Annotated in this window: 21 protein-coding genes; 12 read left to right on the forward strand and 9 right to left on the reverse strand. The window is 71.5% G+C overall.

The annotated features are described in order from the left end of the window. Window positions 1-42: 42 nt before the first annotated feature. From CLV56_RS10460 to CLV56_RS10470, 3 genes are all read right to left on the reverse strand, one after another. Entirely contained in the window at window positions 43-618 is a 576-nt protein-coding gene (locus tag CLV56_RS10460) for a Pvc16 family protein (protein ID WP_039363632.1), read from the reverse strand. Window positions 619-702: 84 nt separating this feature from the next. Continuing rightward, window positions 703-2,484, reverse strand: a complete 1,782-nt coding sequence (locus CLV56_RS10465; RefSeq protein ID WP_039363634.1) for an MFS transporter — start codon at window positions 2,482-2,484, stop codon at window positions 703-705. After that, on the reverse strand, window positions 2,481-2,924 hold the full coding sequence (locus CLV56_RS10470) for a MarR family winged helix-turn-helix transcriptional regulator (RefSeq protein WP_039363637.1): 444 nt from the start codon (window positions 2,922-2,924) through the stop codon (window positions 2,481-2,483). The genes CLV56_RS10465 and CLV56_RS10470 overlap by 4 nt, the downstream gene beginning before the upstream one ends. Before the next feature lie 80 nt (window positions 2,925-3,004). Between CLV56_RS10470 and CLV56_RS10475 the strand changes: the two genes are divergently transcribed. Further along, window positions 3,005-3,424 (forward strand): universal stress protein, encoded by a 420-nt coding sequence (locus CLV56_RS10475; protein WP_039363639.1) that lies wholly within the window; start codon window positions 3,005-3,007, stop codon window positions 3,422-3,424. 126 nt (window positions 3,425-3,550) lie between these two features. Here the strand turns inward: CLV56_RS10475 and CLV56_RS10480 are convergent, their stop codons facing one another. Further along, window positions 3,551-4,768: an acetyl-CoA hydrolase/transferase family protein gene (locus tag CLV56_RS10480; RefSeq protein ID WP_245857892.1), complete on the reverse strand. Its 1,218-nt coding sequence runs from the start codon at window positions 4,766-4,768 to the stop codon at window positions 3,551-3,553. An 81-nt stretch (window positions 4,769-4,849) separates the two neighbouring features. Between CLV56_RS10480 and CLV56_RS10485 the strand changes: the two genes are divergently transcribed. The 8 genes from CLV56_RS10485 (at window position 4,850) to CLV56_RS10520 (ending at window position 15,021) form a co-directional block, all read left to right on the forward strand. After that, window positions 4,850-5,563, forward strand: coding sequence for a MerR family transcriptional regulator (locus CLV56_RS10485; protein ID WP_039363974.1), 714 nt, complete (start codon window positions 4,850-4,852; stop codon window positions 5,561-5,563). Window positions 5,564-5,573: 10 nt separating this feature from the next. Next, window positions 5,574-6,539 (forward strand): NAD(P)-dependent alcohol dehydrogenase, encoded by a 966-nt coding sequence (locus CLV56_RS10490; RefSeq protein WP_039363645.1) that lies wholly within the window; start codon window positions 5,574-5,576, stop codon window positions 6,537-6,539. 71 nt (window positions 6,540-6,610) lie between these two features. Further along, complete coding sequence (locus CLV56_RS10495; RefSeq protein WP_039363976.1) at window positions 6,611-7,513, forward strand: alpha/beta fold hydrolase; 903 nt, start codon at window positions 6,611-6,613, stop codon at window positions 7,511-7,513. A gap of 146 nt (window positions 7,514-7,659) precedes the next feature. Next, window positions 7,660-8,871: an acetyl-CoA C-acetyltransferase gene (locus CLV56_RS10500; RefSeq protein ID WP_039363648.1), complete on the forward strand. Its 1,212-nt coding sequence runs from the start codon at window positions 7,660-7,662 to the stop codon at window positions 8,869-8,871. A 44-nt stretch (window positions 8,872-8,915) separates the two neighbouring features. Beyond that, the gene (locus CLV56_RS10505) at window positions 8,916-11,114 is read left to right on the forward strand and encodes a 3-hydroxyacyl-CoA dehydrogenase NAD-binding domain-containing protein (RefSeq protein WP_039363650.1); all 2,199 of its coding nucleotides are present in this window, start codon (window positions 8,916-8,918) and stop codon (window positions 11,112-11,114) included. Window positions 11,115-11,320: 206 nt separating this feature from the next. Continuing rightward, on the forward strand, window positions 11,321-12,745 hold the full coding sequence (locus tag CLV56_RS10510) for an APC family permease (protein WP_039363653.1): 1,425 nt from the start codon (window positions 11,321-11,323) through the stop codon (window positions 12,743-12,745). Beyond that, window positions 12,742-13,626: a universal stress protein gene (locus CLV56_RS10515; RefSeq protein ID WP_039363655.1), complete on the forward strand. Its 885-nt coding sequence runs from the start codon at window positions 12,742-12,744 to the stop codon at window positions 13,624-13,626. Before CLV56_RS10510 ends, CLV56_RS10515 begins: the two co-directional genes overlap by 4 nt. A 39-nt stretch (window positions 13,627-13,665) precedes the next feature. Beyond that, window positions 13,666-15,021, forward strand: a complete 1,356-nt coding sequence (locus CLV56_RS10520; protein ID WP_100414793.1) for an ankyrin repeat domain-containing protein — start codon at window positions 13,666-13,668, stop codon at window positions 15,019-15,021. A 181-nt stretch (window positions 15,022-15,202) separates the two neighbouring features. Here CLV56_RS10520 and CLV56_RS10525 read toward each other — a convergent pair whose 3' ends face one another. From CLV56_RS10525 to CLV56_RS10545, 5 genes are all read right to left on the reverse strand, one after another. Continuing rightward, entirely contained in the window at window positions 15,203-16,243 is a 1,041-nt protein-coding gene (locus CLV56_RS10525; RefSeq protein ID WP_039363657.1) for a LacI family DNA-binding transcriptional regulator, read from the reverse strand. Continuing rightward, window positions 16,240-17,634 carry a GH1 family beta-glucosidase gene (locus CLV56_RS10530; RefSeq protein ID WP_100414794.1) on the reverse strand — a complete coding sequence of 465 codons (1,395 nt, stop codon included), beginning with the start codon at window positions 17,632-17,634 and terminating at the stop codon, window positions 16,240-16,242. The genes CLV56_RS10525 and CLV56_RS10530 overlap by 4 nt, the downstream gene beginning before the upstream one ends. Continuing rightward, a complete protein-coding gene (locus tag CLV56_RS10535; RefSeq protein ID WP_100414795.1) occupies window positions 17,631-18,569 on the reverse strand; it encodes a carbohydrate ABC transporter permease in 939 nt (312 codons plus the stop codon). The genes CLV56_RS10530 and CLV56_RS10535 overlap by 4 nt, the downstream gene beginning before the upstream one ends. Before the next feature lie 8 nt (window positions 18,570-18,577). Further along, window positions 18,578-19,489 carry a carbohydrate ABC transporter permease gene (locus CLV56_RS10540; protein WP_100414796.1) on the reverse strand — a complete coding sequence of 304 codons (912 nt, stop codon included), beginning with the start codon at window positions 19,487-19,489 and terminating at the stop codon, window positions 18,578-18,580. A 98-nt stretch (window positions 19,490-19,587) separates the two neighbouring features. Then, window positions 19,588-20,886: an ABC transporter substrate-binding protein gene (locus tag CLV56_RS10545; RefSeq protein WP_039363660.1), complete on the reverse strand. Its 1,299-nt coding sequence runs from the start codon at window positions 20,884-20,886 to the stop codon at window positions 19,588-19,590. Window positions 20,887-21,055: 169 nt separating this feature from the next. Here CLV56_RS10545 and CLV56_RS10550 point away from each other — a divergent pair, with 169 nt between their 5' ends. The 3 genes from CLV56_RS10550 to CLV56_RS10560 are packed head-to-tail and all read left to right on the forward strand — an operon-like array spanning window position 21,056 to window position 23,355. Then, a complete protein-coding gene (locus CLV56_RS10550) occupies window positions 21,056-21,916 on the forward strand; it encodes an SDR family NAD(P)-dependent oxidoreductase (RefSeq protein WP_100414798.1) in 861 nt (286 codons plus the stop codon). Further along, entirely contained in the window at window positions 21,913-22,584 is a 672-nt protein-coding gene (locus CLV56_RS10555) for a histidine phosphatase family protein (protein WP_039363663.1), read from the forward strand. The genes CLV56_RS10550 and CLV56_RS10555 overlap by 4 nt, the downstream gene beginning before the upstream one ends. Window positions 22,585-22,596: 12 nt before the next feature. Beyond that, entirely contained in the window at window positions 22,597-23,355 is a 759-nt protein-coding gene (locus tag CLV56_RS10560) for an SDR family oxidoreductase (RefSeq protein ID WP_039363667.1), read from the forward strand. Window positions 23,356-23,363 lie beyond the last annotated feature (8 nt).

Here is a 23,363-nt window from a genome sequence, read left to right on the forward strand (position 1 = left end):
CGGGTCGGGACACCGGCGCCGGGGCGGCCGACGCACCGGCGGCTACACGTCCGGCCGGAACGGCACGACCGACGCCGTGTAGGCGGCGGACAGCCGGAGCGGGGTGCGCAAGGCACTCCAGAGGTGGGCGAGGTCGTCGATCGACAGCGGGGTCGGCGCGATCCGTACGGAGTCGAACGGAGGAGTCGCGTCACTCGGCCCGGACCCCGGAACCTCGTCCGCGCCGGAGAGCACGGGCCGGTCGTGCAGCACCCCCATCGCCGCGCCGAGGATCCGCTGGTCGACGGTGTCGCGGTCGCCCGACGGACCGTACGCCGTGAGCAGGTAGTGGAGGTCGAGCACCGGCGGCGCCGCCGACCTGCCGCGGTCACGGCCGAAGACCGGTCCCGGCGGCGGCTGGCCGCCGCCCATGCCCGCGCCGCCGAGGCTCGTGCCGCCCAGGCTCGTGGCGTAGAGGTAGAGGTCGAGGGACGGCACCCCGATCTGCTGGCGTGCCCGGTCCGGCGGTTGGGTGGTGACGGCGAGGTCGGCGAGCTCGTCGTCGACGAGCGGGACCTGAGCACGCAGCAGCGAGCGGAGCGCCGCCGTGACGGTCGCGATCGGGAACGACGTGCTCATCGGACACCCCTGTCGGGTCGGACCGGGCCGATCTCGACCCCGGTGCGACGCTACTCCGGGCGACGGGCGGACGGCATCTCGGAGTCAGACGGCGACAGGGTCGCGCTCGGGGTTCACGATCACGATGCTGCTGCGGGCGTGGCGCCACAGCTCCGCGCTCGCCGACTCCTCCATCAGAGCGGCGAGGCCGCCGTGCTCGGGCACGCCGATCACGAGGGCGTGGGCGTGGTGGGCGTTGGCGTACTCGGCGACCGTCCGCCCCGCGGCGCCGTGGCCGCGAACGTGCCGCAGGACGTGCCCGACCGCGGGGACGCCCGCATCGGCGAGGGCGACCAGGTGCGTACGGACCAGCGCCTGCGCAGCCGCGAAGGCCTCGGTCTCGACGGCGCCGTCCGGCGTGATCGCACTCTCCTGCGCGTGGACGACGTGCACGGTGCGTCCGTAGCGGGCCGCGAGCCGTCCCGCCGCCGCGACCACCTCGGCCGCCTGCGAGGACGCGTCGATCGCAGCCACGGTGATGCCGTCGGTCTCCGCGTCCACCCGCACGGGCTGCCGTACGACGTGGTCGACCGGGACCGCGGCAGGGTCTCGATCCCCGCTCCGCCCGGCCTCGACCGGCGGGGCCTCGGCCGGCGGGGCCTCGGCCGGCACCTCGACGGACTCGGCCTGCGCGAGCTCGGCCTCACCGAGCTGCCGGTGCGCCGTCGCGAGGATCGCGATCGCGACGACGAGCGCGGCGGAGGCGATGTAGAAGGGCACGCGGATGTTCCACGCCTCGACCATCTTCCCGGCCGCGAACGGCGCGAGCCCGCCTCCGATGAACCGCACGAACCCGTACGCTGCCGAGGCGATCGGTCGATCCACGGGCGAGATCGTCATGACGGCCTGCGTCGTCACCGTGTTGTTGATGCCGATGAAGACGCCGGCGGTGATCACGGCGCCGATGAGCACGGCTCGGTCCTCGACGAAGATCGCGATCACCAGCACGACGACCGCGAACAGCGCGAGGTTCGCGTACAGGGTGCGGGCGAGACCGAAGCGCGCCTGGAGCCGGGGAGCGCCGACGACCGAGAACAGCGCCACGAGCAGCCCCCACGCGAAGAACACGAACCCGAGCTGGATCGCGCCCAGGTCCATCGGGAACGGCGTGTAGCCGAGGACGGTGAAGAACGCCCAGTTGTAGAAGAGCGCGGTGAGCGAGAGCGTGAGCAGGCCGCGGTGCCGCAGCGCCCGGATCGGGTCGAGGACCGACACCTTCCTCTCGGGGATCGGCATCGGCTCGACCAGCACGAGCGTCGCGATCAGCGCGATCGACATCAGGGCGGCGACCCCGAAGAACGGCCCGCGCCAGCTCAGCTCGCCGAGCAGGCCGCCGAGCAGCGGCCCCACGGCGATCCCGAGCCCGAGCGCGGCCTCGTACAGGATGATCGCGCCCACGAACCCGCCCGACGCCGACGCCACGATGACGGCGAGCGAGGTCGCGATGAACAGCGCGTTCCCGACGCCCCACCCGGCACGGAATCCGACGATCTGCCCGATGCTGTCCGACGCGCCGGCGAGCGCGGCGAACACGACGATGACGGCGAGGCCCGCGATCAGGGTGCGCTTGGCGCCGATCCGGCTGGACACCCACCCCGTGACGAGCATCGCGACCGCGGTCACGACCAGATAGCTCGTGAACAGCAGGGTCACCTGGCTCGGCGACGCGTCCAGGTCGGAGGCGATCGCCGGCAGGATCGGGTCCACGAGGCCGATGCCCATGAACGAGACGACGCAGGCGAACGCGACCGCCCACACCGCCTTGGGCTGGCTGAACGGGCTCGCCGCGGGGGCGTGGAGGTGCGACGAGGTCGCAGGTGAGGTCACGAGGGATCTCCTTCCGTACGGGGGTCGACGAGCCTGATCAGTGCGTCGAACGCAGGCCGGGCGTCGGCGAGAGCCTGCTGGTCGGCCGGGGACAGGTGGGCGAGCATCTCGGCCAGCCGCTCGGTGCGGGTCGCTCGACGACTCGCCAGCTCGGCCTCGCCGTCGGACGTGAGTGCGACGAGCACGGCCCGGCGGTCGCCGGGGTCGGACGACCGCGCGACCAGGCCCGTGCGCTCGAGGCGGGTGACCAGCTGGGTCATCGCGGGCTGGGAGACGCCTTCGATCGCGGCGAGCTGCGTGAGCCGGATCGGGCCGGAGCGCGACAGCGTGGCCAGCGTCGCCGCCGCGGTCAGCGAGAGGCCGGCCGGGCTGAGGTGACGCAGCAGCGTGCTGAGGCGCTCGATCGCGCCGGCGAGCTCGGGGGCCTGGGCAGAATGCATAACGTATTTATATTATGTGCTTATACATATCTCAAGGTGCGTGGGTCGCTTCCTCGGCCCGGAACCGACAGGATGACGGCATGGCTGACACACCGGAACGGATCGGGACGATCGTGGTGGGCACGGACGGCTCCGCCGGGGCGGAGCGGGCGCTGCACTGGGCGATCGAGGAAGCGTCACTGCGCGGGACGGCGCTCCAGGTCGTCGTCGCGGTCGACCCGTCCGGGTCCTCGGTGACGAGCGCGGACGACGGCGAGACCGTGGCAGAGACCGTACGAGCGCAGGCGCGCCGCATCGATCCCGAGGCCGAGGTCAGTGTCGGTGTGCACGAAGGGGCGCCGGTCGACGTCCTGCTGTCGGTGGCGGCCGGGGCGCAGCTGCTCGTCGTCGGGAGCCACGGGACGTCGTCGATCCGGCACAACGCGCTCGGCTCCGTCAGCGACGTGCTGGCACGCGTGTCGCCGTGCCCGGTCGTGATCCTGCCCATGGGCGCCGCCTGACACCGCGAGTCGTTCCTAGCGGGGCCGCGAGTCGTTCCTGGCGGGGTGAGGAGTCACTCGCGGCGCCGCAGGCGACTCGTGACCGCGCCGCAGGCGACTCGCGACTGCGCGGAGGGTGACGCGCCGTCAGGCGAGGCCGAGCGCCGCGGCCTCCTCCCAGAGATCTTCACGCGCGTCGGGATGGGCCGCCTGTTCGATCAGGTGCCGGGCCTGGGCCCGCTCGTCGTACCCGAACAGCTCGGCGACCCCGTGCTCGGTGACGACCGCGGACATCTGCGACGAGGTGGTCGCCTCGTCGATCATCGGCACGATCGTCGACACGTCGGCGCGCGGGTGCCAGGACTGGAGGGCGAGCAGGGCCTGGCCGCCCGGCGAGTGCAGCGCGCCGACGATGAAGTCGGTCTGCCCGCCGATCCCGGAGTAGATCCGGTGTCCGATCCGGGTGGCGTTCGCCTGGGCGTACAGGTCGACCTGGAGCGCGGTGTTCACGCTGGTCATCGCCGGCTTCGCGGCGATCAGCGCCGGGTTGTTGGTCTTCTCGACGCGCAGCACGTGGACGCGGTCGTTCTCGTGCACCCAGTCGTACAGCCGGCGTGAGCCGAAGAGGAAGGACGCGGTCAGCGGCTCGTCGTGCCGGAGGACCCCGGCGTGCTCGAGGTCGAGCACGCCGTCGGAGAACATCTCGGTCCACACCCCGAGCTCGCGGCGGTCGCGCAGCCCCGCGATGACCGCGTCGGGGATCGCGCCGATCCCTGCCTGGAGCGTCGCCCCGTCGCTGACCCGGTGCGCGACGCGCTCGCCGATCGCGGCGGCAGCCGGCGACGGACGGACCGGGTCGGGCGAGGGCAGCCGCGCGTCGACCTCGAACCCGTAGTCGATCACGTCGAGCGGGACCACGGCGTCGCCGAAGGTGAACGGCATCCGCGGGTTCATCTGCGCGATCACGATGCCGCCGCGACGGCGTACGGCCTCGATCGCCGCGGGCAGGATGTTCACCTCGATCCCGAGGGAGACAGCACCGCGCCGCGGCGTCGAGGTGTGCAGCAGCACGACGTCCGGCGGAAGCGTCCGCTGGAGCAGGTCGGGCACCACGGAGAGCCGGCACGGGAAGTAGCGGAGCCGGGGGCTGTTGCGCATGCCCGGACCCACGAACGCCGTCTCGAGCACGATGCCGTCGCGGTCCGGGATCGGCGCCTGCGCGTTCAGCATGTGCAGTGCGAAGCTCTCGATCTGGGCGTCCGCGAGCTCCAGGAGGGTGTACGGCGTGGCGAAGTTGCCGGACGCCACGAGCCGCGGCGTCCCGGGCAGCGCCGACAGCAGGACGGCGAGGGTCTTCTCGTCGATCGGCGTCACCTCGTCACCTTGGCACGGAACGCGGGTGACTGCGCGATGCGCGCGCACGTCGCCGCGGTCTATCGTGCGGGCATGGCGAACGGGTCCGACCGGATGTCGGTGGAGCAGCTCGCGGAGCGCGTCGGGATGACCGTCCGCACGATCCGGTTCTACGCGGGCCGGGGTCTGATCCCGCCCCCGGTGCGCGAGGGCCGCAACGGCTACTACGGCCTCGACCACCTCGCCCGGCTGGAGCTGGTGCGCGAGCTCCAGGCGCACGGGTTCACCCTGTCGGCGATCGAGGGCTATCTCGAACGTCTCCCGGCCGACGCGACGCCGCAGGACGTCGCCCTCCAGCGGACGATGCTCGCACCGTGGCTGCCCGACCTGCCGGAGACGGTGTCGCGCGCCGATCTGGAGAGCCGCACGGGGCGCACGCTCTCCGACGACGACCTCGAGGTGCTCGTCGCGCTCCGCGTGGTCGAGCCGACGCCCGACGAGGACGTCTTCAGGGTGGCTCCGGCCCACCTGTCCGTGGGTGTCGCGCTGGTCGACCTGGGGCTGCCGCTCGACGCCGCCGTCGCGGCCGAGCGGGTCTTCGAGACCCACGCGCGCCAGATCGCCGAGGAGCTGACCGAGGTGTTCCGCGACCAGGTCTGGCCGCACTACCGCGAGAGCGGGGAGCGCCCCGAGGCGATGACCGCGATGGTCGAGCAGTTCAAGCCGCTCACGGTCCAGGCGCTGGTCACGGCGTACGAGTCCGCGGTGGACGAGACCAAGCGCGCCATCGTGCGCCGTCGGACCTGAGGGGGCCGGGATGCGCGCAGCGGTGCGGGACGGGTACGGCGGGCCGGAGGTGGTCCGGGTCGTCGACGTTCCCGATCCCGTGCCCGGCCCGAGGGAGGTGCTCGTCCGCGTTCGCGCCACCACCGTGAACAGGACCGACGCGGCCTACCGGGCCGGGTTGCCCAGGCCGGCACGAGCCGTGTACGGCTGGCCGCGTCCGAAGGCGAAGGTGCTCGGGTGCGAGCTCGCCGGTGACGTCGTCGGTGTCGGCGAGGAGGTGTCGGTGTTCGCGGTCGGCGACCGGGTCTACGGATACGTCGAGGGCCGGTTCGGGGCGCACGCGGAGCTCGTCGCCGTGCCCGAGGACGGGTGGCTCGAGCCCGTCCCCGACGGCCTGACCCACGCGGACGCGGTCGCGGCGACCGAAGGTCCGCACTACGCCCTCGCATTCCTGGTGCGCACGCACGTACGGCCGGGTCAGTCCGTGCTCGTGATCGGCGCGACCGGTGCGATCGGGTCGGCGTGCGTCCAGCTCGCGGCGCACCGCGGAGCGCGCGTGACGGCGCTGTGCGACGCGGAGCACGCCGACGTCGTCGCACGCCTCGGTGCTGGGGAGGTCGTGGACCGCGCGCGCGGCCTCGACGCGCTCACCGGTCCGTACGACGTGGTCCTCGACGCGGTCGGCAAGGCGTCGTTCGCGTCGTGCCGGCGGCTGCTCCGCCCCGGTGGTGCGTACTCCTCGTCCGAGCCGGGGCGTGGTGGGGTCAACTTCGCGCTCGCCGCGATCGGTCCGCTGGTCCGGCGGAGGCGTCATGTCGTGTTCCCGCTCCCGAGCGAGGACGCGGCGACCCGCCGTACGCTCCACGCCGCGCTCGCCGCCGGGGACCTGGTGCCGCTGATCGATCCCCACCGGTTCGGCCTGGAGGAGATCGTCGAGGCGTACCGCTACGTCGACACCGGCACCAAGCTGGGCAGCGTGGTCGTCGACGTGCCGTGAGGCGTGCGACGGACCCGCGCATAGGATGCGGACGGAAACCGTCAGCACTGTCGGCACGTGAGGTGAAGGTCGTGGAGACCCCCCGGTGGTTCACTGAGGCGATCGGCCACCAGCCCGAGCACCACACGGTGGAGTCGGGCGGCGCCACGATCACGTACCGGGTCTGGGGCCGGCCCGACGCCCCGCTGGTCGTGCTCGTGCACGGCGGTGCCGCCCACGCCGGCTGGTGGGACCACGTCGGTCCGCACCTGGCGGCCGACCACCGGGTCGCCGCGCTCGACCTGTCGGGTCATGGCGACTCGTCGTGGCGTGATGCCTACGGGCTCACGACCTTCGCCGCGGAGGTGATGGCGGTCGCCGATGCCGAGAGCGTGCGGCGGCCCGCGATCGTGGGTCACAGCATGGGCGGATTCGTCGCGCTGACGGCGGCACGGGAGTACGGTGCGCGGCTCGCCGGCGTGTGCGCCATCGACTCGCCGGTGCGGCAGCCGTCTCCGGAGGCCCGTGCGTGGCAGGCCGAGAACCGGCGGCTTCCGGGCAACAAGATCTACCCGACGCGCGACGACGCCCTCGCTCGGTTCCGTACGATCCCGGCGGACGACGCCGGCCCGCCGTACGTCCGCCGGCACATCGCGGCCACCTCCGTACGGGAGGTCGAGGGCGGCTGGACGTGGAAGTTCGACCCGCAGGTCTTCTTCAGCGCCCGGATGGAGCCCGAGGAGATCGCCGCGGCGACGTGCCCCGTGGCGCTGGTCCGCGGTGAGCGCGGTCTGGCGACGAGCGACATCACGGCGACCGTGGCCGAGCGGCTCGGCGGCGCTGCCCCGGTGACCGTGATCCCGGACGCCGGGCACCACGTGATGATCGACCAGCCGGTCGCCCTGATCGCGGCGATGCAGACCCTGCTCGGACAGTGGCAGCTGCTCCGCCGGCTCGCCGCCGTACCTGAGGACGAGCCGCCACGCGGCGTGTGACGGGCCCGGCGGCCTGAATTGAAACAATGACAGTGTTGCTGTCATAGTGGTGCGCGTTACCATTGACACTGCCGTTACTCGCAAGTAACTTTTTGAGGGTCGAGCGAGTCTCTTCCACGTCGCTGTCACACGAACGAAGGAACGCCATGTCTGAGGCATTCATCTACGACGCGATCCGCACCCCGCGCGGCCGCGGCAAGAAGTCCGGATCCCTGCACGAGGTCAAGCCGATCAGCCTCGTGACCGGGCTGATGCGCGAGGTGCTCGAGCGCAACCCGGGCCTCGACCCCGCGACCATCGAGGACGTCGTCCTCGGCTGCGTCTCGCCGATCGGCGACCAGGGCGCCGACATCGCGAAGACCGCCGCCCTCGCCGCCGGGCTGCCCGACACGGTCGCCGGCGTCCAGCTCAACCGCTTCTGCGCCTCCGGCCTCGAGGCGGTCAACCAGGCGGCGCAGCGCATCCGCTCCGGCTGGGAGGACCTCATCCTCGCCGGCGGGGTCGAGTCGATGAGCCGCGTCCCGATGGGCAGCGACGGCGGTGCGATGGTCCTCGACCCGCAGACCGCCTTCGACACCGACTTCGTCCCGCAGGGCATCGGCGCCGACCTGATCGCGACCGTCGAGGGCTTCTCCCGCACCGACGTCGACACGTACGCCGCGGAGTCCCAGGCGCGCGCCGCGAAGGCGATCGCGAACGGCTACTTCACCAAGTCCGTGATCCCGGTCCAGGACCGCAACGGCCTGACCGTGCTCGACCACGACGAGTTCGTCCGGCCCGGCACCACCGCCGAGTCCCTGGCGAGCCTCCCCCCGTCGTTCGCCGGGATCGGCGACTTCGGCGGCTTCGACTCGGTCGCGCTGGAGAAGTACCGCACGGTCGAGCGGATCGACCACGTCCACCACGCGGGCAACTCCTCGGGCATCGTCGACGGCGCCGCGATCGTCGCGATCGGCTCCGAGGCCGCCGGCGCGGCCAACGGCCTCACCCCGCGGGCGCGCATCCTCGCCACCGCGGTGTCCGGCTCCGAGCCGACCATCATGCTGACCGGCCCCGCGCCGGCGACCCGCAAGGCGCTCGCCAAGGCGGGCCTCGAGGCGAGCGACATCGACCTGTACGAGATGAACGAGGCGTTCGCCGCCGTCGTCCTGCGGTTCATGAAGGACATGTCCGTCCCGCACGACATCGTGAACGTCAACGGCGGCGCGATCGCCCTGGGCCACCCGCTCGGCGCGACCGGCGCGATGATCCTCGGCACCCTCGTCGACGAGCTCGAGCGTCGCGACCAGCGCTACGGCGTCGCCACCCTGTGCGTCGGCGGCGGCATGGGCATCGCGACCGTCGTCGAGCGCATCTGACCTCGCCCCCGACTCACCTCTCACTTCCACGGAGCAGAACACCCATGACGGAGAACACGACGGCTGAGGCCGTGCGGTACGAGCGCGGCGAGGACGGCATCGTCACCCTGGTCCTCGACGACCCGACCCAGTCCGCGAACACGATGAACGAGGCCTACCAGGCGTCGATGGCCAAGGCCGTCGAGCGGCTCGAGGCCGAGAAGGACGACGTCGTCGGCGTCGTCGTCACCAGCGCGAAGAGCACGTTCTTCGCCGGCGGCGACCTCAAGCTGATGACGCAGATGAAGCCGCAGGACGCCGAGGAGGTCTTCGCGGGCGTCGAGTCGATGAAGGCGGTCCTGCGCCGGCTCGAGACGATCGGCAAGCCGGTCGTCGCCGCGATCAACGGCGCTGCGCTCGGCGGCGGTCTCGAGATCGCCCTCGCCTGCCACCACCGCGTGGCGGTCGACGGCCGCTACGAGATCGGTCTGCCCGAGGTCACCCTCGGTCTGCTGCCGGCGGGCGGCGGCGTCACCCGTACGGTCCGGATGTTCGGCCTCCAGAAGGCCCTGATGGAGATCCTGCTCCAGGGCCAGCGGCGCAAGCCGGCCGCGGCGCTCGAGGCGGGCCTCGTCGACGAGGTCGTCGCGACCCGCGAGGAGCTCGTGCCGGCAGCGAAGGCCTGGATCGAGGCGCACAAGGACGACGCCGATGCTGCGACCCAGCCGTGGGACCGCAAGGGCTACCGGATGCCCGGCGGCACGCCGAGCTCGCCGAAGCTCGCGCAGTTCCTGCCGGCGTTCCCCTCGAACCTGCGCAAGCAGCTCAAGGGTGCGCCGATGAAGGCGCCGCGCAACATCATGTCCGCGGCCGTCGAGGGCGCGCAGGTCGACGTCGACACCGCGTCGCGGATCGAGTCGCGCTACTTCGTGGACCTGGTCACGGGCCAGCAGTTCAAGAACATGACGCAGGCCTTCTTCTTCGACCTCGGCGCGATCAACGCCGGCGGGTCGCGTCCGGACGGCGTCGAGAAGACCAGGGCGACGAAGCTCGCCGTGCTCGGCGCGGGCATGATGGGCGCCGGCATCGCGTACGTCTCGGCGCGCGCGGGGATCGAGGTCGTGCTCAAGGACGTCTCGCTCGAGGCGGCCGAGAAGGGCAAGGCCTACAGCCAGAAGCTCCTCGACAAGCAGGTCGACAAGGGCCGCATGACGCCCGAGAAGCGGGACGAGGTCCTCGCCCTCATCACCCCCACCGACGACTACGCCGTCCTCGAGGGCTGCGACTTCGTGGTCGAGGCCGTCTTCGAGTCCGTCGACCTGAAGAAGCAGGTCTTCGGTGACCTGGAGAAGGTCGTGAACGCCGACGCGCTGCTCGGCTCCAACACCTCCACCCTGCCGATCACCACGCTGGCCGAGGGCGTCACGCGTCCCGAGGACTTCGTGGGCGTCCACTTCTTCAGCCCGGTCGACAAGATGCCGCTGGTCGAGCTGATCGTCGGCGAGAAGACCTCCGACGAGGCGCTCGCCCGCGCGATCGACTACACCCAGCAGATCAAGAAGACCCCGATCGTCGTGAACGACAGCCGCGGCTTCTTCACCAGCCGGGTGATCGGCACGTTCGTGAACGAGGGCCTGGCGATGCTCGCCGAGGGCGTCCACCCGGTCACGATCGAGCGCGCGACCACCCAGGCCGGCTTCCCGGCCCCGGTCCTGCAGCTGTCCGACGAGCTCAACCTCGAGCTGATGTCGAAGATCCGCAACGAGACGAAGGCCGCGATCGAGGCCGCCGGCCAGACGTACGTGCCGCACCCGGCCGAGGCCGTCATCGACACGATGATCGCCGCGGATCGCTCGGGCCGGCTCAAGGGCGCGGGCTTCTACGAGTACGCCGACGGCAAGCGGACCGGTCTGTGGGAGGGCCTCGGCGAGACCTTCCCGACGTCCGAGACCGAGGCGCCGTTCGCGGACCTCAAGGAGCGGCTCACCTTCGTGATGAGCCTCGAGACCGTCAAGTGCTTCGACGAGGGCGTCCTGCGCACCGTCGCCGACGCGAACATCGGCTCGATCTTCGGGATCGGCTTCCCGCCGCACACCGGTGGCGTGATCCAGTACATCAACGGCTACGAGTCCGAGCAGGGCGTGATCGGCGTGCAGGCGTTCGTCGACCGCGCGCACGAGCTGGCCAAGGTGTACGGCGAGCGCTTCACCCCGCCGGCGTCGCTGCTCGAGGCGGCATCGAAGAACGAGCCGTTCACGGCCTGACGGACCACCCCGTACGGCTGGTCGGGCCGGTCGAGACCACGCCGTACGGGCCGCCGGTCCTCGTTGCCGGCAACGCAACCCGGATCCGGGCACCGCAGAATCACGTGATTCCGCGGTGCCCGGTTCGCGTTTCCGTTGCCGGCAACGGAAACGTGCACCCCTGAACTCGGGTTGCGGGTCCGCGCAAGCGGTGCGTTGGATGGTTCATGGCTCCTGAAGCGAGCACGTCCGTCTTCCGTCGCATGCCGGTGGGTCGAGAGCCCCACGAGGAAGAGGGGCTGAAGCGCACGATCGGACTGTGGCAGCTGACCGCCTTCGGTGTCGGCGCCACCGTCGGCACCGGCATCTTCTTCGTCCTCACCGAGGCCGCCCCGGAGGCCGGGCCCGCCGTGGTGATCTCGTTCGTCATCGCCGCGGTCACCGCCGGTCTGACCGCGCTCTGCTACGCGGAGCTCGCCGGCAGCGTCCCGGTCTCGGGGTCGTCCTACTCCTACGCGTACGCGACGATGGGCGAGGTGGTCGCGATGGGGGTCGCGGCCTGCTTGCTGCTGGAGTACGGCGTGTCGGCGTCGGCGGTCGCGGTCGGCTGGTCGGAGTACCTCAACCAGCTGCTCGACAACCTGTTCGGCTGGGAGATCCCGAAGGCCCTCGCGGCGGCGCCCGAAGCCGGCGGTGTCGTGAACCTTCCCTCGATGATCCTGGTCGCGATGTGCGCGCTGCTGCTGATCAGGGGCGCCAGCGAGTCCGCGACGATCAACGCGATCATGGTGCTGATCAAGGTCGGCGTCCTCGTGATGTTCATCGCGATCGCCGCGACCGGCTGGAACTCCGACAACCTCGCCGAGTTCGCGCCGTTCGGAGTCGCGGGAATCCAGGCCGCGTCGGCGACGATCTTCTTCTCCTACATCGGGCTCGACGCGGTCTCGACGGCGGGTGACGAGGTGAAGGACCCGGAGAAGACGATGCCGCGCGCGATCATCATGGCGCTGATCATCGTCTCCACGCTGTACGTGCTCGTCGCCCTCACCGCGGTCGCGGCGCAGCCGTGGGAGGACTTCGAGGGTCAGGAGGCCGGTCTCGCCCAGATCCTCGAGAACGTCACCGGCTCCACGTGGCCGAGCACGGTGCTCGCGGCCGGCGCGGTGATCTCGATCTTCTCGATCACGCTCGTGGTGATCTACGGCCAGACCCGGATCCTCTTCACGATGTCCCGCGACGGGATGATCCCGCCGGTGTTCTCGAAGGTGAATCCCCGCACCCTCACCCCGATCCCGAACACGATCATCGTGTCGACCGTGGTCGCGATCGTCGCCGGGTTCGTCCCGCTGAACTGGCTGCTCGACACCGTCAGCATCGGCACGCTGGTCGCCTTCATGACGGTGTCGGCCGGGGTGATCATCCTGCGGCGGCGCGCTCCCGATCTCGAGCGGTCCTTCAAGGTGCCGTTCTACCCCGTGCTGCCGATCCTCTCGATCGCCGCCTGCATCTACGTGCTGATCGGCCTGCACTGGTACACGTACGTGGTCTTCCTCGTCTGGGTCGCGATCGTGCTGATCTACTACCGCTTCTACGGCTACCGGCACTCGCGGATCGGGCGGAACCCACCGGCCGACGAGGAGGTCCTGCCGTGACGATCCTCGCGGCGATCGGCCCGGACGGGCGTGGGCTGAGTGCGGCCCACCTCGCCGGCCGGGTCGCCGCGACGGCGTCCGACGACGTGGTGCTGTGCTGCGTGGTCCCCGACGCGTGGGGCGGCCGGACGATCGCGCACGGCACCGACGCGGAGTGGCGCCAGTACCTCGAGGGCCTCGCCGTGCAGGCGCTGCGGGACGCGGTCGCGGTCGTCCCCGCCGAGATCGAGAGCAGGACCGTGATCCGGGTCGGCCGCTCCGTCCCGCGCTCCATCCTGTCGATCGCGCAGGAGGTCGAAGCACGGGGGATCGTCCTCGGATCGAGCGACGACGCGCACCGCGGGCAGGTCGCCTTCGGTGCGATCGCGAACCGGCTCGTCCACAGCTCGCCGCTCCCGATCGGCGTCGCGCCGCGCTCGTTCTGGTCCGACGCGGGGGACCGGGTCGAGCGACTGGTCCTGGGCCTGGACGCCGAACCGTCGGACGAGGGTGCCGTCGAGGGCGCGCTGGCGCTCGCTCGCTGGCTCGGCGCATCGATCGCGCTCGTCACATTCGGTGTACGGCGGCTCCCGGCGCTCCCGTTCGGCGGCGGGCGCCGGGCGGACGCGGAGGTGTTCGCGGTGTGGCGCGAGGACGTCGAGCGCGTCCATGCCGAGGCCGCCGAGCGGATCGCAGCGGCCGGTGTCGAGGTCGGGGAGCAGGTCGTCGCCGTCGCGGACTCGTGGCGGCGGGTCGCTGAGCGGTTCCGGTGGGAGGAAGGTGACCTCCTGGTGCTCGGCTCGAGCCACGAGGGCCCGGTCGAGCGGGTCTTCCTCGGGTCCACCGCGGCCCGGATCGCCGGACACGTGCCGGTCGGGGTCGTGGCGCTGCCCCGGCGATGACGGGCTCGACCGCTTGAATTAGCGGTATACCGTTAAATCATGACTGTGTCGGCTCTCCGGTCCGGACGTTCGTGGGCGACCGCCCTGGCGGCGGGGATCGCGGTGCTGCTCGCCGGGTGCGCTCCCGACCGTACGGACGACGGCGACCGCGGAGCCGGCTCCGATCCCGCGAGCACGGCCTCGAGCACCGCGCCCTCGCCGACCCCGAGTCCCTCGGCGGACGCGAGTCCGACCGTGTCGCCGCAGACGGCCACGCCGCGCACGCCTCGTCGATCGCTGAGCCAGGCCCAGCTCGACCGACGCCTGCGGGCCGCGGCATGGGACGACGACGTCGCCCGTGCCCGACGGCTCATCGCCGAGGGCGCCGACGTGAACGCGAAGGACGAGACGGAGCAGAGCGCCTACCTCATCACCACCAGCGAGGGCTACCTGCGCCTGCTCGATCTGACGCTGAAGAACGGAGGCAAGGTGACCAGTCTCGACTCCTTCGACGGCATCGGACTGATCCGCGCGGCCGAGCGCGGTCACGCCGACGTCGCCGGGCGCCTCGTGCAGGCCGGCGTCGACGTCGACCACGTGAACAACCTCGGATGGACGGCGCTCCACGAAGCGTTGGTCTTCGCCGACGCCGACGACCACCGCTACGTCGACACCGTGCGAGTGCTGGTCGCGGCGGGTGCCGACGTCACGCTCGCGTCGCAGCGCGACGGCGTCAGCCCGCTCGCTCACGCTCGTACGCGTGGGCTCGAGCGCCAGGCGAGCCTGCTGCGACGTGCCGCGGACCGCCCGGAGGTCGATCGGCAGATCGCCGGCCGGCGGCTGCTGCGCGCGGCGGAGGAAGGCGATGCCGACGCTGCGGCCCTCGCTCTGCGCGACGGTGCCCGGCTCGAGGTCCGCGACGAGGCCGGGCGGACCCCGCTGCTGCGTGCCGCTGCCGCGGACCGGACCGCGGTCGCCCGCCTGCTCGTCCACCTCGGCGCGGATCCGGACGCGCTCGACGACCGCCACGACACCCCGTGGCTGGTCACGGGCGTGACCGGCAGCGTCGCCATGCTCGAGATCCTGCTGCCGGCGGACCCGGACCTGTCGATCCGCAACCGGTTCGGTGGGCTGTCGCCGATCCCCGCCTCCGAGCGCGGGCACGTCGACTACGTACGCCGGGTCGTACGGACCGCGGTGGATCTCGACCACGTGAACGACCTGGGGTGGACGGCGCTGCTGGAGGCGGTGATCCTGGGCGACGGCACCCGCCCGTACCAGCGGATCGTGCAGATCCTCGTCGACGCGGGTGTCGACGTCACGATCGCCGATCACGACGGCGTGACGGCGCTCGAGCACGCGCAGGCGCGCGGGTACGACGCGATCGCACGAACCCTGCGCGCCGCCCGGGCCTGAGCGGCGTCGGCAGACTCCCCAGCCAACTGGGGAGACCCGCAGCTGGCGCGGGAAACCATCGGCGCCAGGTGCCGGGTTCCCCAGTTGGCTGGGGAGTCCGCCAAGGCGAGTTGGCTGGGGAGTCCGCCACGGCAGGAGGCCGCCTGGGGAGTCCGCCACGGCGGGAGGCCGCGCCGACGACTCAGGTGGACTCGCGGATCACCAGTGTCGTGGGGAGCTCGACCATCGGGGCGGGCGTTGCGTCGCCGGGTGCGATCCGCGACAGCAGCATCGCGACGAGCTCGTGCCCGATCCGGTCGACCGGCTGCGCGATCGTCGTGAGCGGCGGGTCGGTCATCGCCGCCATCGTCGAGTCGTCGAACCCGATCACCGCCACGTCCTGGGGGACTCTGCGCCCGGCCTCGCGGAGCGCGCGGATCGCCCCGACCGCCATCGGGTCGGAGGCCGCGAAGACCGCGTCGAGGTCCGGGACCTGCTCCAGCAGGCGCCGCGTCGCGACCAGGCCCCCCTGCTCGGTGAAGTCGCCCTCGGCGACGTCGGAGTCGTGCACCTGCAGTCCGGCGTCGGCCAGAGTGGTGCGGTAGCCGGCGAGGCGGTCCTCGGCTGCGGTCATGTCCTGCGGCCCCGCGACCGTGACGATCCGGCGGCGACCGCGCTGGAGCAGGTGCTCGACGGCGGTCCGGGCCCCACCGGTGTTGTCGACGTCGACGTACGGCAGCCCGTCCGGGTCCGCGGGCCGACCGCCGAGCACGAGCTCGAGACCCCGCTCGCGGAGCACCCCCGGGAGCGGGTCGCCGGCGTGCTGGGACAGCAGCAGGACGCCGTCGACGTGCTGCGGACTGAGGTACGTCGCGGGCTCGGCCGTACGACCGGATCCGCGGGCGAGCACCAGCACGAGCTGCCGACCGGCCTCGTCGGCGGCCTCGGAGATGCCGCGGACCACGCCGGCGAAGAACGGTTCGCTGAACAACCGCTCCTCCGGCTCCGCGATCACCAGCGCGATCGCACCGGTGCGTCGGGTCACGAGCGAGCGGGCAGCCTGGTTCGGCACGTACCCGAGCTCGTCGACCGCCTGCATCACGGCCTCGCGGGTGCGCGCGGACACGCTCGGCGAGCCGTTGATCACCCGCGACGCTGTGCCGCGACCGACTCCGGCGCGGGCGGCGACCTGCTCGAGCGTGGGTCTCGGTGCGCCCGGTCGCACCGGAGACTCGTCGCTCATGTCCCCAGTATCCCGCCCGCGTGCTCGCGCAGCAGCGCCGCGTACCACAGGGCGCTGGACTTGGGGGTACGGCGCTGCGTCGCGTAGTCGACGTGGACGATGCCGAACCGCTTCGCATAGCCCTCGGCCCACTCGAAGTTGTCCATCAGGGACCACGCGAAGTAGCCGCGCAGATCGACACCGTCCTTCAGCAGCCGAGCCGCGGCCTGGAGGTGCTCCCGCAGGAACGCCACCCGGTCGGGATCGTGCACCGAGCCGTCGTCGGCGACCTCGTCGTCGAACGCGGCGCCGTTCTCGGTCAGGACGATCGGGATCGACGGGTAGTCGTCACGCACCCGCGAGACCACGTCGTACAGCCCGTCCGGGTCGATCTCCCACCCGGTCGCGGTCGTCGGGTAGCCGCGGAAGCGGAAGTCGACGGCGTTCGTGCCCGGGTACGCGGACGGCGCGACCACGTGACGGGTGTAGTAGTTCACGCCGAGGAAGTCCAGGGGCGCGGCGATCCGGTCGGTGTCGCCGTCGTGGACGAACGCGAGGTCGGTGACGTGCGCGACGTCGGCGACGACGTCGGCGGGGTAGCCGCGGCCGAAGACCGGGTCGAGGAACCAGCGGTTCGACAGCCCGTCGATCCGCCGGACCGCGTCGGCGTACCCCTCGCCCTCGCCCGCGGGGTCGGTCGGATACAGGTTCAGGGTGATGCCGACCTGGGCGTCCGGTGCGGCCGCACGGATGGCCTCGACCGCCATGCCGTGCCCGAGCAGCAGGTGGTGCGAGGCCGCGAGGGCGGCGGCGGGGTCTCGACGTCCGGGGGCGTGGATGCCGGAGGCGTAGCCGAGGAACGCCGAGCACCACGGTTCGTTCAGCGTGATCAGGTGGCGGAGCCGGTCGCCGAGCGCCTCGGCGACGATCCCGGCGTACTCCGCGAACCGCTCGGCGGTCTCGCGCACCGGCCACCCGCCGGCCTGCTCGAGCTCGACCGGAAGGTCCCAGTGGTAGAGCGTCGCCCACGGCGTGATCCCGGCGGCGAGCAGCTCGTCGACGAGTCGGTCGTAGAAGCCGATCCCGGCCGCGTTGCCAGGCCCGGTGCCGTGCGGCTGGACGCGCGGCCAGGAGATCGAGAAGCGGTACGCCCCCATCCCGAGCTCGCGCATCAGCTCGACGTCGCCGGGCATCCGGCGGTAGTGGTCGACCGCGACCTCGCCGGTGTCGCCGTCGATCACGCGGCCCGGCTCCGCGCAGAAGCTGTCCCAGATGGACGGGGTCTTGCCGTCGGCGTCGACGGCCCCCTCGATCTGGAACGACGACGTCGCGACGCCGAAGGTGAAGTCCGCCGGGAACGAGCCGGCGAGGCCGTTGGTGGGGGTGCTGTCGTGGGTCGGGTTCGGGCTCATGCCTTGACGCCGCCTTCCATGATTCCGCTGACGATCTGGCGACCGAAGACCACGAACACGAGCACCAGCGGGATGGTCCCGAGAAGCGTGCCGGCCATCACGAGGGCCTGGTCGGTGTAGTAGCCGCTCGAGAGCCGCTGCAGGGCCACCTGCACGGTCGGGTTCTCGGGCGAGAGGGTGAGGTAGGGCCACATGAAGTCGTTCCACCGCTCCATGAACGTGAGCAGGCCGAGCACGGCGGCGGCGGGACGCAGGGCAGGGAAGATCACCTGCCAGAAGATCCGCAGCGTCGAGGCCCCGTCCACGCGCGCGGCCTCGATCAGCTCGTCGGGGATCGCGGTCACGATGTACTGGCGCATGAAGAACACGCCGAACCCGGTGACGAGGAACGGCAGCACCGCGGACCACAGGCTGCCGGCCAGACCGAGCCAGCCCATCAGCATGTAGAGCGGGACCAGGGCGAGCTGGACCGGCACCATCATCGTGCCGATCACCGCGAGCAGGAAGATGTTGCGGCCCTTGAAGCGCAGCTTCGCGAACGCGAACCCGGCGAGCGACGAGAGCGTGACCACCGTGATGGTCGCGACCGCCGAGACGAGGAACGAGTTGATCAGCGCCTGGACGAAGGCGACGTCCGGGCTGTTGAGGACCCGGTCGGCGTTCGTTCCGAGCTCGCCGCCAGGCGTGAGCGGCGGCGGCACGGACGTGATGTCGCTGTTGGGGCGCGAGGCCATCACGACCATGTAGTAGAGCGGGCCGGCCGAGATCAGCACGACGAACGTCAGCACGAGGTAGGTCATCGGCGACGCGCTGCGCAGGCTGCGGCGGCGCCGCTTGACCGGTGTCGGCAGCTCGGGGTCGTGCGGGATCGGGATCAGCCGGCCGGTCGAGGTCGCGGCGGGGTCGGACGGCGGGGCGTCGGGTCGAATGGTCATGGCGCTCCTCAGTCCACGGAACGGATCCGCCGGACGATGACGGAGTTGATGAGGGAGACGAGCACGATGACGATGAAGAGGGCCCACGCGATCGTGGACGCGTAGCCGAACCGCTGCCCGGTGAACGCCTCCTCGACGAGGTACATCGTGCTGGTCTGGAACTGGCGCAGCTCGCCGCCGGTGATGGCGTTGGCCCCGGGGTTGAACAGCAGCGGCTCGGTGAAGAGCTGGATGCCGCCGATCGTCGCGACGGTGACCACGAACACGAGCGTCGGCCGCAGCATCGGGATCGTGATCGACCACCACTGACGGACCGCGCCGGCGCCGTCGAGCCGCGCCGACTCGTACAGCTCCTTCGGTACGGCCTGGAGCGCCGCGAGCAGGATCAGCGCGTTGTAGCCGGTCCAGCGCCAGTCCACCATCGTCGCGATCGCGATCCACGACGGCAGCCGCTCCTGGTTCCACGCGATCGGGTCGACACCGACCAGGCTGAGCAGCCAGTTCGCGAGCCCGAAGTCGCGGGCGAAGATCATCGAGAAGATGATCCCGACGGCAGCGACCGACGTGACGATCGGGAGCACGACCCCCATCCGCCAGAACGTGATCGCCCGCAGGCTGGTGTTGAGCACCTGGGCCAGGCCGAGGGCCATGAGGATCTGCGGGATCGTCGCGATCAGGAAGATCGCGAACGTGTTGAGCAGGCTGTTCCAGAAGTAGTCGTCGCCGAGGAGCTCGGAGTAGTTCGCGAGCCCGACGAAGCCCTGGTCACCGGCCAGCAGGCTCCAGTCGTGCAGGGACACCCACAGCGTGTAGCCGAGCGGGAAGAGCCCGAAGATCCCGAACAGGATGAAGAACGGGGCGATGAACAGGTACGGGGCTCCGGCGATGTCGAGGCGTGCGAGCCGGTCGCGCAGCGTCATGTCTCACCTTCTTGGTCGAGGGTCCGGGCGGACCCCTGGTGACGTGGCGCCCGCACCGCCGCAGGGGGCTGCGGTGCGAGCGCCACGCGTCTGGTGGGTCAGGACTGCGCTGCCTTCTCGGCGTCGCTGACCGCGGTGTCCCAGGCCTCCTCCGAGCTGCGCTGCCCGTTCTCCACGCTGCGAAGCGCGTTCTCCACGGCGTCGCGGACCGGCTGGTTCTGCGCGCCGAGGTAGACCGGCTCGAGCGCGGCGGCGCCCTCGACGAAGATCTGGCCGACCGGGGCGTCGCTGAAGTACTCGTTCGTCGCACCCTGGAGGGCCGGGTCGTCGTACAGGGTCGGGTTCGAGGGGAGGTTGCCCTCGGCCTCGAACGCGGCGAGCTGGCCGTCGGCGCTGGTGAGGAACTTGATCAGCTCGATCGCCTCCTCCTGGTGCTCCGACTGGGTCGGGACCGCGAGCCAGGAGCCGCCCCAGTTGCCGGAGCCGCCGGGGACCGTCGTGATGTCCCAGTTGCCGGCGTTCTCCTCACCGGACTGGTCCTTGATGTAGCCGGTCATCCACGCGGGGCACGCGATCGTCGCGAAGTCGCCGTTCTTGAAGCCGGCGTTCCACTCCGGCGAGAACGCCTTGAGCTTTGCGGTCAGACCGTCGTCGGAGATCGCCACGGCGGTGTCCCAGGCGTCCTTGACGGCCGGGTTGGAGTCGATCACGAGGGTGTCGTCACGGTCGAAGTACGTGTACTCCGCGTTCTGCATGAGGATCGAGTTGTAGGTGTTCGTGGAGCTGTCCATGAACGCCGACTCGTCGCCCATCGCGGCCTTGTACTTCTCGCCGGTGGCGATGTAGTCGTCCCACGTGGGCCACAGCGCGGCCACCTGCTCGCGGTCGGTCGGGAGCCCGGCCTCCTCGAAGAGGTCGCGGCGGTAGCACATCGCCATGCCGCCGACGTCGGTCCCGAGGCCGATGGTGGTCGAGCCGTCGGCCGTCGTCGCACCCTCGAACTTCCAGGGCAGGAACTGGTCCTTCAGGTCGTTGGCGCCGTGGTCCTGCAGGTTCACGAACTGGTCGGCGGCCTGCAGGAAGTTGACGGCCTGTCCCTCCTCGATCGCGACGATGTCGCCGGCGCCGGTGCCGGCCGCGATCCGCTGCTGGAGCTGCGTGTTGTACGCGCCCAGGTCGCCCTCGGCGGTCTCCACGATGGTGATGTTGGGGTTCTCGTCCTCGTACTGCTTGTAGAGGTCTGCGTAGCCGAACTTGCCGAAGAGGTTCACCCGCAGGGTGATCTCCTCGTCGTCGGAACCGGATGCACTGTCGTCGCTGCCGCACGCTGTTGCGAACGCGGTCATCGCGACGAGCGCGGCTGCTGAGGCCAGCCAGCGCGAACGACGTGTAGTCACTTGGAATCTCTCCTCCGCCGCCCCCACGGTGGGAGCGCTCCCATGCACTGTGGCGTGAGTCACAGGGCCAGGTCAACCCCAGATTGGGAGCGCTCCCAAGTCTGTTACCCAACCGTGATCTGAAGGCCGCGGGCGTACGGACGGGGGCCGCGTCGATAAGGTCGCGGCCATGACCGTACGTACGGGCGACCGTGTCCTCGTGACCGGAGCGGCCTCGGGCTTCGGCCTCGCGCTCACCACCGCGCTGCTGGATCGGGGGTGCCGGGTCCTCGCGACGGACGTCCACGCGCCCACCCCGCCCACGCTCGACGCGCTCGGGGCGGGAGCCGGTGGCACCCTCGCGTACCGGCGCCTCGACGTCACCAGCGAGGCCGACTGGGCGGCCGCGCTGGACGACGCCGAGCAGCGCTGGAGCGGCCTCGACGTCCTGGTGAACAACGCCGGGGTCGCCGCCGGCGGCCCGATCGACGCCACGACCGAGGACGGCTGGGACCGGATCACCGGGATCAACCTGCTCGGCGTCGCTCGCGGGTGCCGGACGGTCGCACCGCTGATGAAGAAGAGGCGCGCAGGCCTGATCGTCAACGTCGCCTCGGCCGCCGGCCTCGTGCACCCGCCGCGCATGAGCGAGTACAACGCGGTCAAGGCCGGCGTCGTCGCGCTGAGCGAGACGCTGCGCTGGGAGCTCGAGCCGTACGGCGTGGGGGTCGCCGTCGTCTGTCCGTCGTTCTTCCGGACCAACCTGGCCGACTCGATCCACGGGCCCGACCCCTCGGCCGCCGACTCGGCCCGCGCGCTGATCGAGGGGTCGTCACGCAGCGCCGCGGACGTCGCCGGTGAGACCCTGCGTCAGCTCGACGCGGGCCGACACCTCGTGCTGCCCGACCGCGACGCGCGGCTCGCCTACCTCGCCAAGCGCTTCCTGCCGGCGCTCTACCGCGCCGCGATGCGTCGGGCCGCCACCAAGGCCGCCGCCGAGGAGCAGAGCGCCACCGGCGCGCGGACCGACGGGGCGAAGGTCGTCGGGTGAGCGCCGTCTACCTCGTACGCCACGGTCAGGCGTCGTTCGGCACCGACGACTACGACCGGCTGTCCGATCGTGGGCGCGCCCAGGCGACGGCGCTCGGCCAGGCGTGGGAAGCCTCGGGCTTCCTGCCCACCCAGGCGTACGCCGGGTCGATGAAGCGGCACGCCCAGACCGCGATCGCCGCGCTCGACGCCGCCGGACCGTCGGACGGCTACGACGTCGACGGCGGGTGGGACGAGTTCCCGCACGAGTCGGTCGTCGAGGCGTACGCCCCGGGGTACGCGACGACCGACGCGCGCGCCTTCCAGGCGACCTTCGTCGCCGCGGTCGCGCGGTGGGCCTCCGGCGAGCACGATGCGGACTACCCCGAGTCGTACGCGTCGTTCACGTCCCGGGTCCTCGCCGCCTTCGACCGTGTGACCTCGGCGCTCGGCAAGGGCGAGACGGCCGTCGTGTTCACCTCCGGCGGACCGCTCGCCGTGGTGGCCGCCCACCTGCTCGCCGGTGACGCCGCGACCTGGAGCGCCGACGCGCACATGCTCTGGCCCCGCCTGAACACGGTCGCGATCAACGCCGGCGTGACCACGGTCGTGACCGGCGCGTCCGGCCGTACGCTGCTCGCGTTCAACGAGCACACCCACCTGCCGACGGATCTGCTCACCTACCGCTGACGGAGGACACCCGTGCGTACGAACATCCTGATCACCGGAGCCTCGTCGGGGATCGGCGAGGGCATGGCCCGGGTCTGGGCGGAGAAGGGTCACAACCTCGCCCTCACCGCCCGCCGCCTGGACCGGCTCGAGGCGCTCCAGGCCGAGCTCACCGCGGCCCACCCCGGCATCCGCGTCGTCGTCCACGCGCTCGACGTGACCGACGCCGACCGGGTCTTCGAGGTCGTGCAGAAGGCCGGCGCCGAGCTCGGTGGGCTCGACCGCGTCGTCGTCAACGCCGGTCTGGGGAAGGGAGGGCGGATCGGTACGGGCAGGTTCGAGGCCAACCGGCAGACGGCCGAGACGAACTTCGTCGCCGCGCTCGCGCAGTGCGAGGCGGCCATGGCGCACTTCTACGAGCGACGCTCCGGCCACCTCGTCGTCGTGTCCTCGGTCTCGGCGATGCGGGGGATGCCGGGCTCGATGACGACCTACGCGGCCACCAAGGCCGGGCTCGCTCACCTCGCCGAGGGGATCCGCTCGGACCTGGTGAACCGCAAGGGCCACGACATCGCGGTCACCACCGTCTACCCCGGCTACATCGCCTCGGAGATGAACGCGCAGGTCGAGCAGAAGCCGAAGGGCATGGTCGACACCGAGACCGGCTCGCGAGCCCTGGTCGCCGCGATCGACGCCGAGAAGCCCGAGGCGATCGTGCCGCCGTGGCCGTGGCGTCCGCTCTCGTTCGTGCTCCGGCACGCACCGCTGGGTCTCGTGCGGCGGATGGTCTGAGGGCGACC

The organism is Mumia flava (assembly GCF_002797495.1).
In the GTDB taxonomy this organism is placed as follows: Bacteria; Actinomycetota; Actinomycetes; order Propionibacteriales; family Nocardioidaceae; genus Mumia; species Mumia flava.

Bases quoted from the DNA above. Each gene is read 5' to 3' on its own strand.
- CLV56_RS10525 (WP_039363657.1), bottom strand. From the start codon at position 16,243: ATGAGCGACGAGTCTCCGGTGCGACCGGGCGCACCGAGACCCACGCTC.
- CLV56_RS10460 (WP_039363632.1), bottom strand. From the start codon at position 618: ATGAGCACGTCGTTCCCGATCGCGACCGTCACGGCGGCGCTCCGCTCG.
- CLV56_RS10490 (WP_039363645.1), top strand. From the start codon at position 5,574: ATGCGCGCAGCGGTGCGGGACGGGTACGGCGGGCCGGAGGTGGTCCGG.
- CLV56_RS10470 (WP_039363637.1), bottom strand. From the start codon at position 2,924: ATGCATTCTGCCCAGGCCCCCGAGCTCGCCGGCGCGATCGAGCGCCTC.
- CLV56_RS10475 (WP_039363639.1), top strand. From the start codon at position 3,005: ATGGCTGACACACCGGAACGGATCGGGACGATCGTGGTGGGCACGGAC.
- CLV56_RS10530 (WP_100414794.1), bottom strand. From the start codon at position 17,634: ATGAGCCCGAACCCGACCCACGACAGCACCCCCACCAACGGCCTCGCC.
- CLV56_RS10550 (WP_100414798.1), top strand. From the start codon at position 21,056: ATGACCGTACGTACGGGCGACCGTGTCCTCGTGACCGGAGCGGCCTCG.
- CLV56_RS10510 (WP_039363653.1), top strand. From the start codon at position 11,321: ATGGCTCCTGAAGCGAGCACGTCCGTCTTCCGTCGCATGCCGGTGGGT.
- CLV56_RS10535 (WP_100414795.1), bottom strand. From the start codon at position 18,569: ATGACCATTCGACCCGACGCCCCGCCGTCCGACCCCGCCGCGACCTCG.
- CLV56_RS10520 (WP_100414793.1), top strand. From the start codon at position 13,666: ATGACTGTGTCGGCTCTCCGGTCCGGACGTTCGTGGGCGACCGCCCTG.
- CLV56_RS10485 (WP_039363974.1), top strand. From the start codon at position 4,850: ATGGCGAACGGGTCCGACCGGATGTCGGTGGAGCAGCTCGCGGAGCGC.
- CLV56_RS10500 (WP_039363648.1), top strand. From the start codon at position 7,660: ATGTCTGAGGCATTCATCTACGACGCGATCCGCACCCCGCGCGGCCGC.
- CLV56_RS10540 (WP_100414796.1), bottom strand. From the start codon at position 19,489: ATGACGCTGCGCGACCGGCTCGCACGCCTCGACATCGCCGGAGCCCCG.
- CLV56_RS10505 (WP_039363650.1), top strand. From the start codon at position 8,916: ATGACGGAGAACACGACGGCTGAGGCCGTGCGGTACGAGCGCGGCGAG.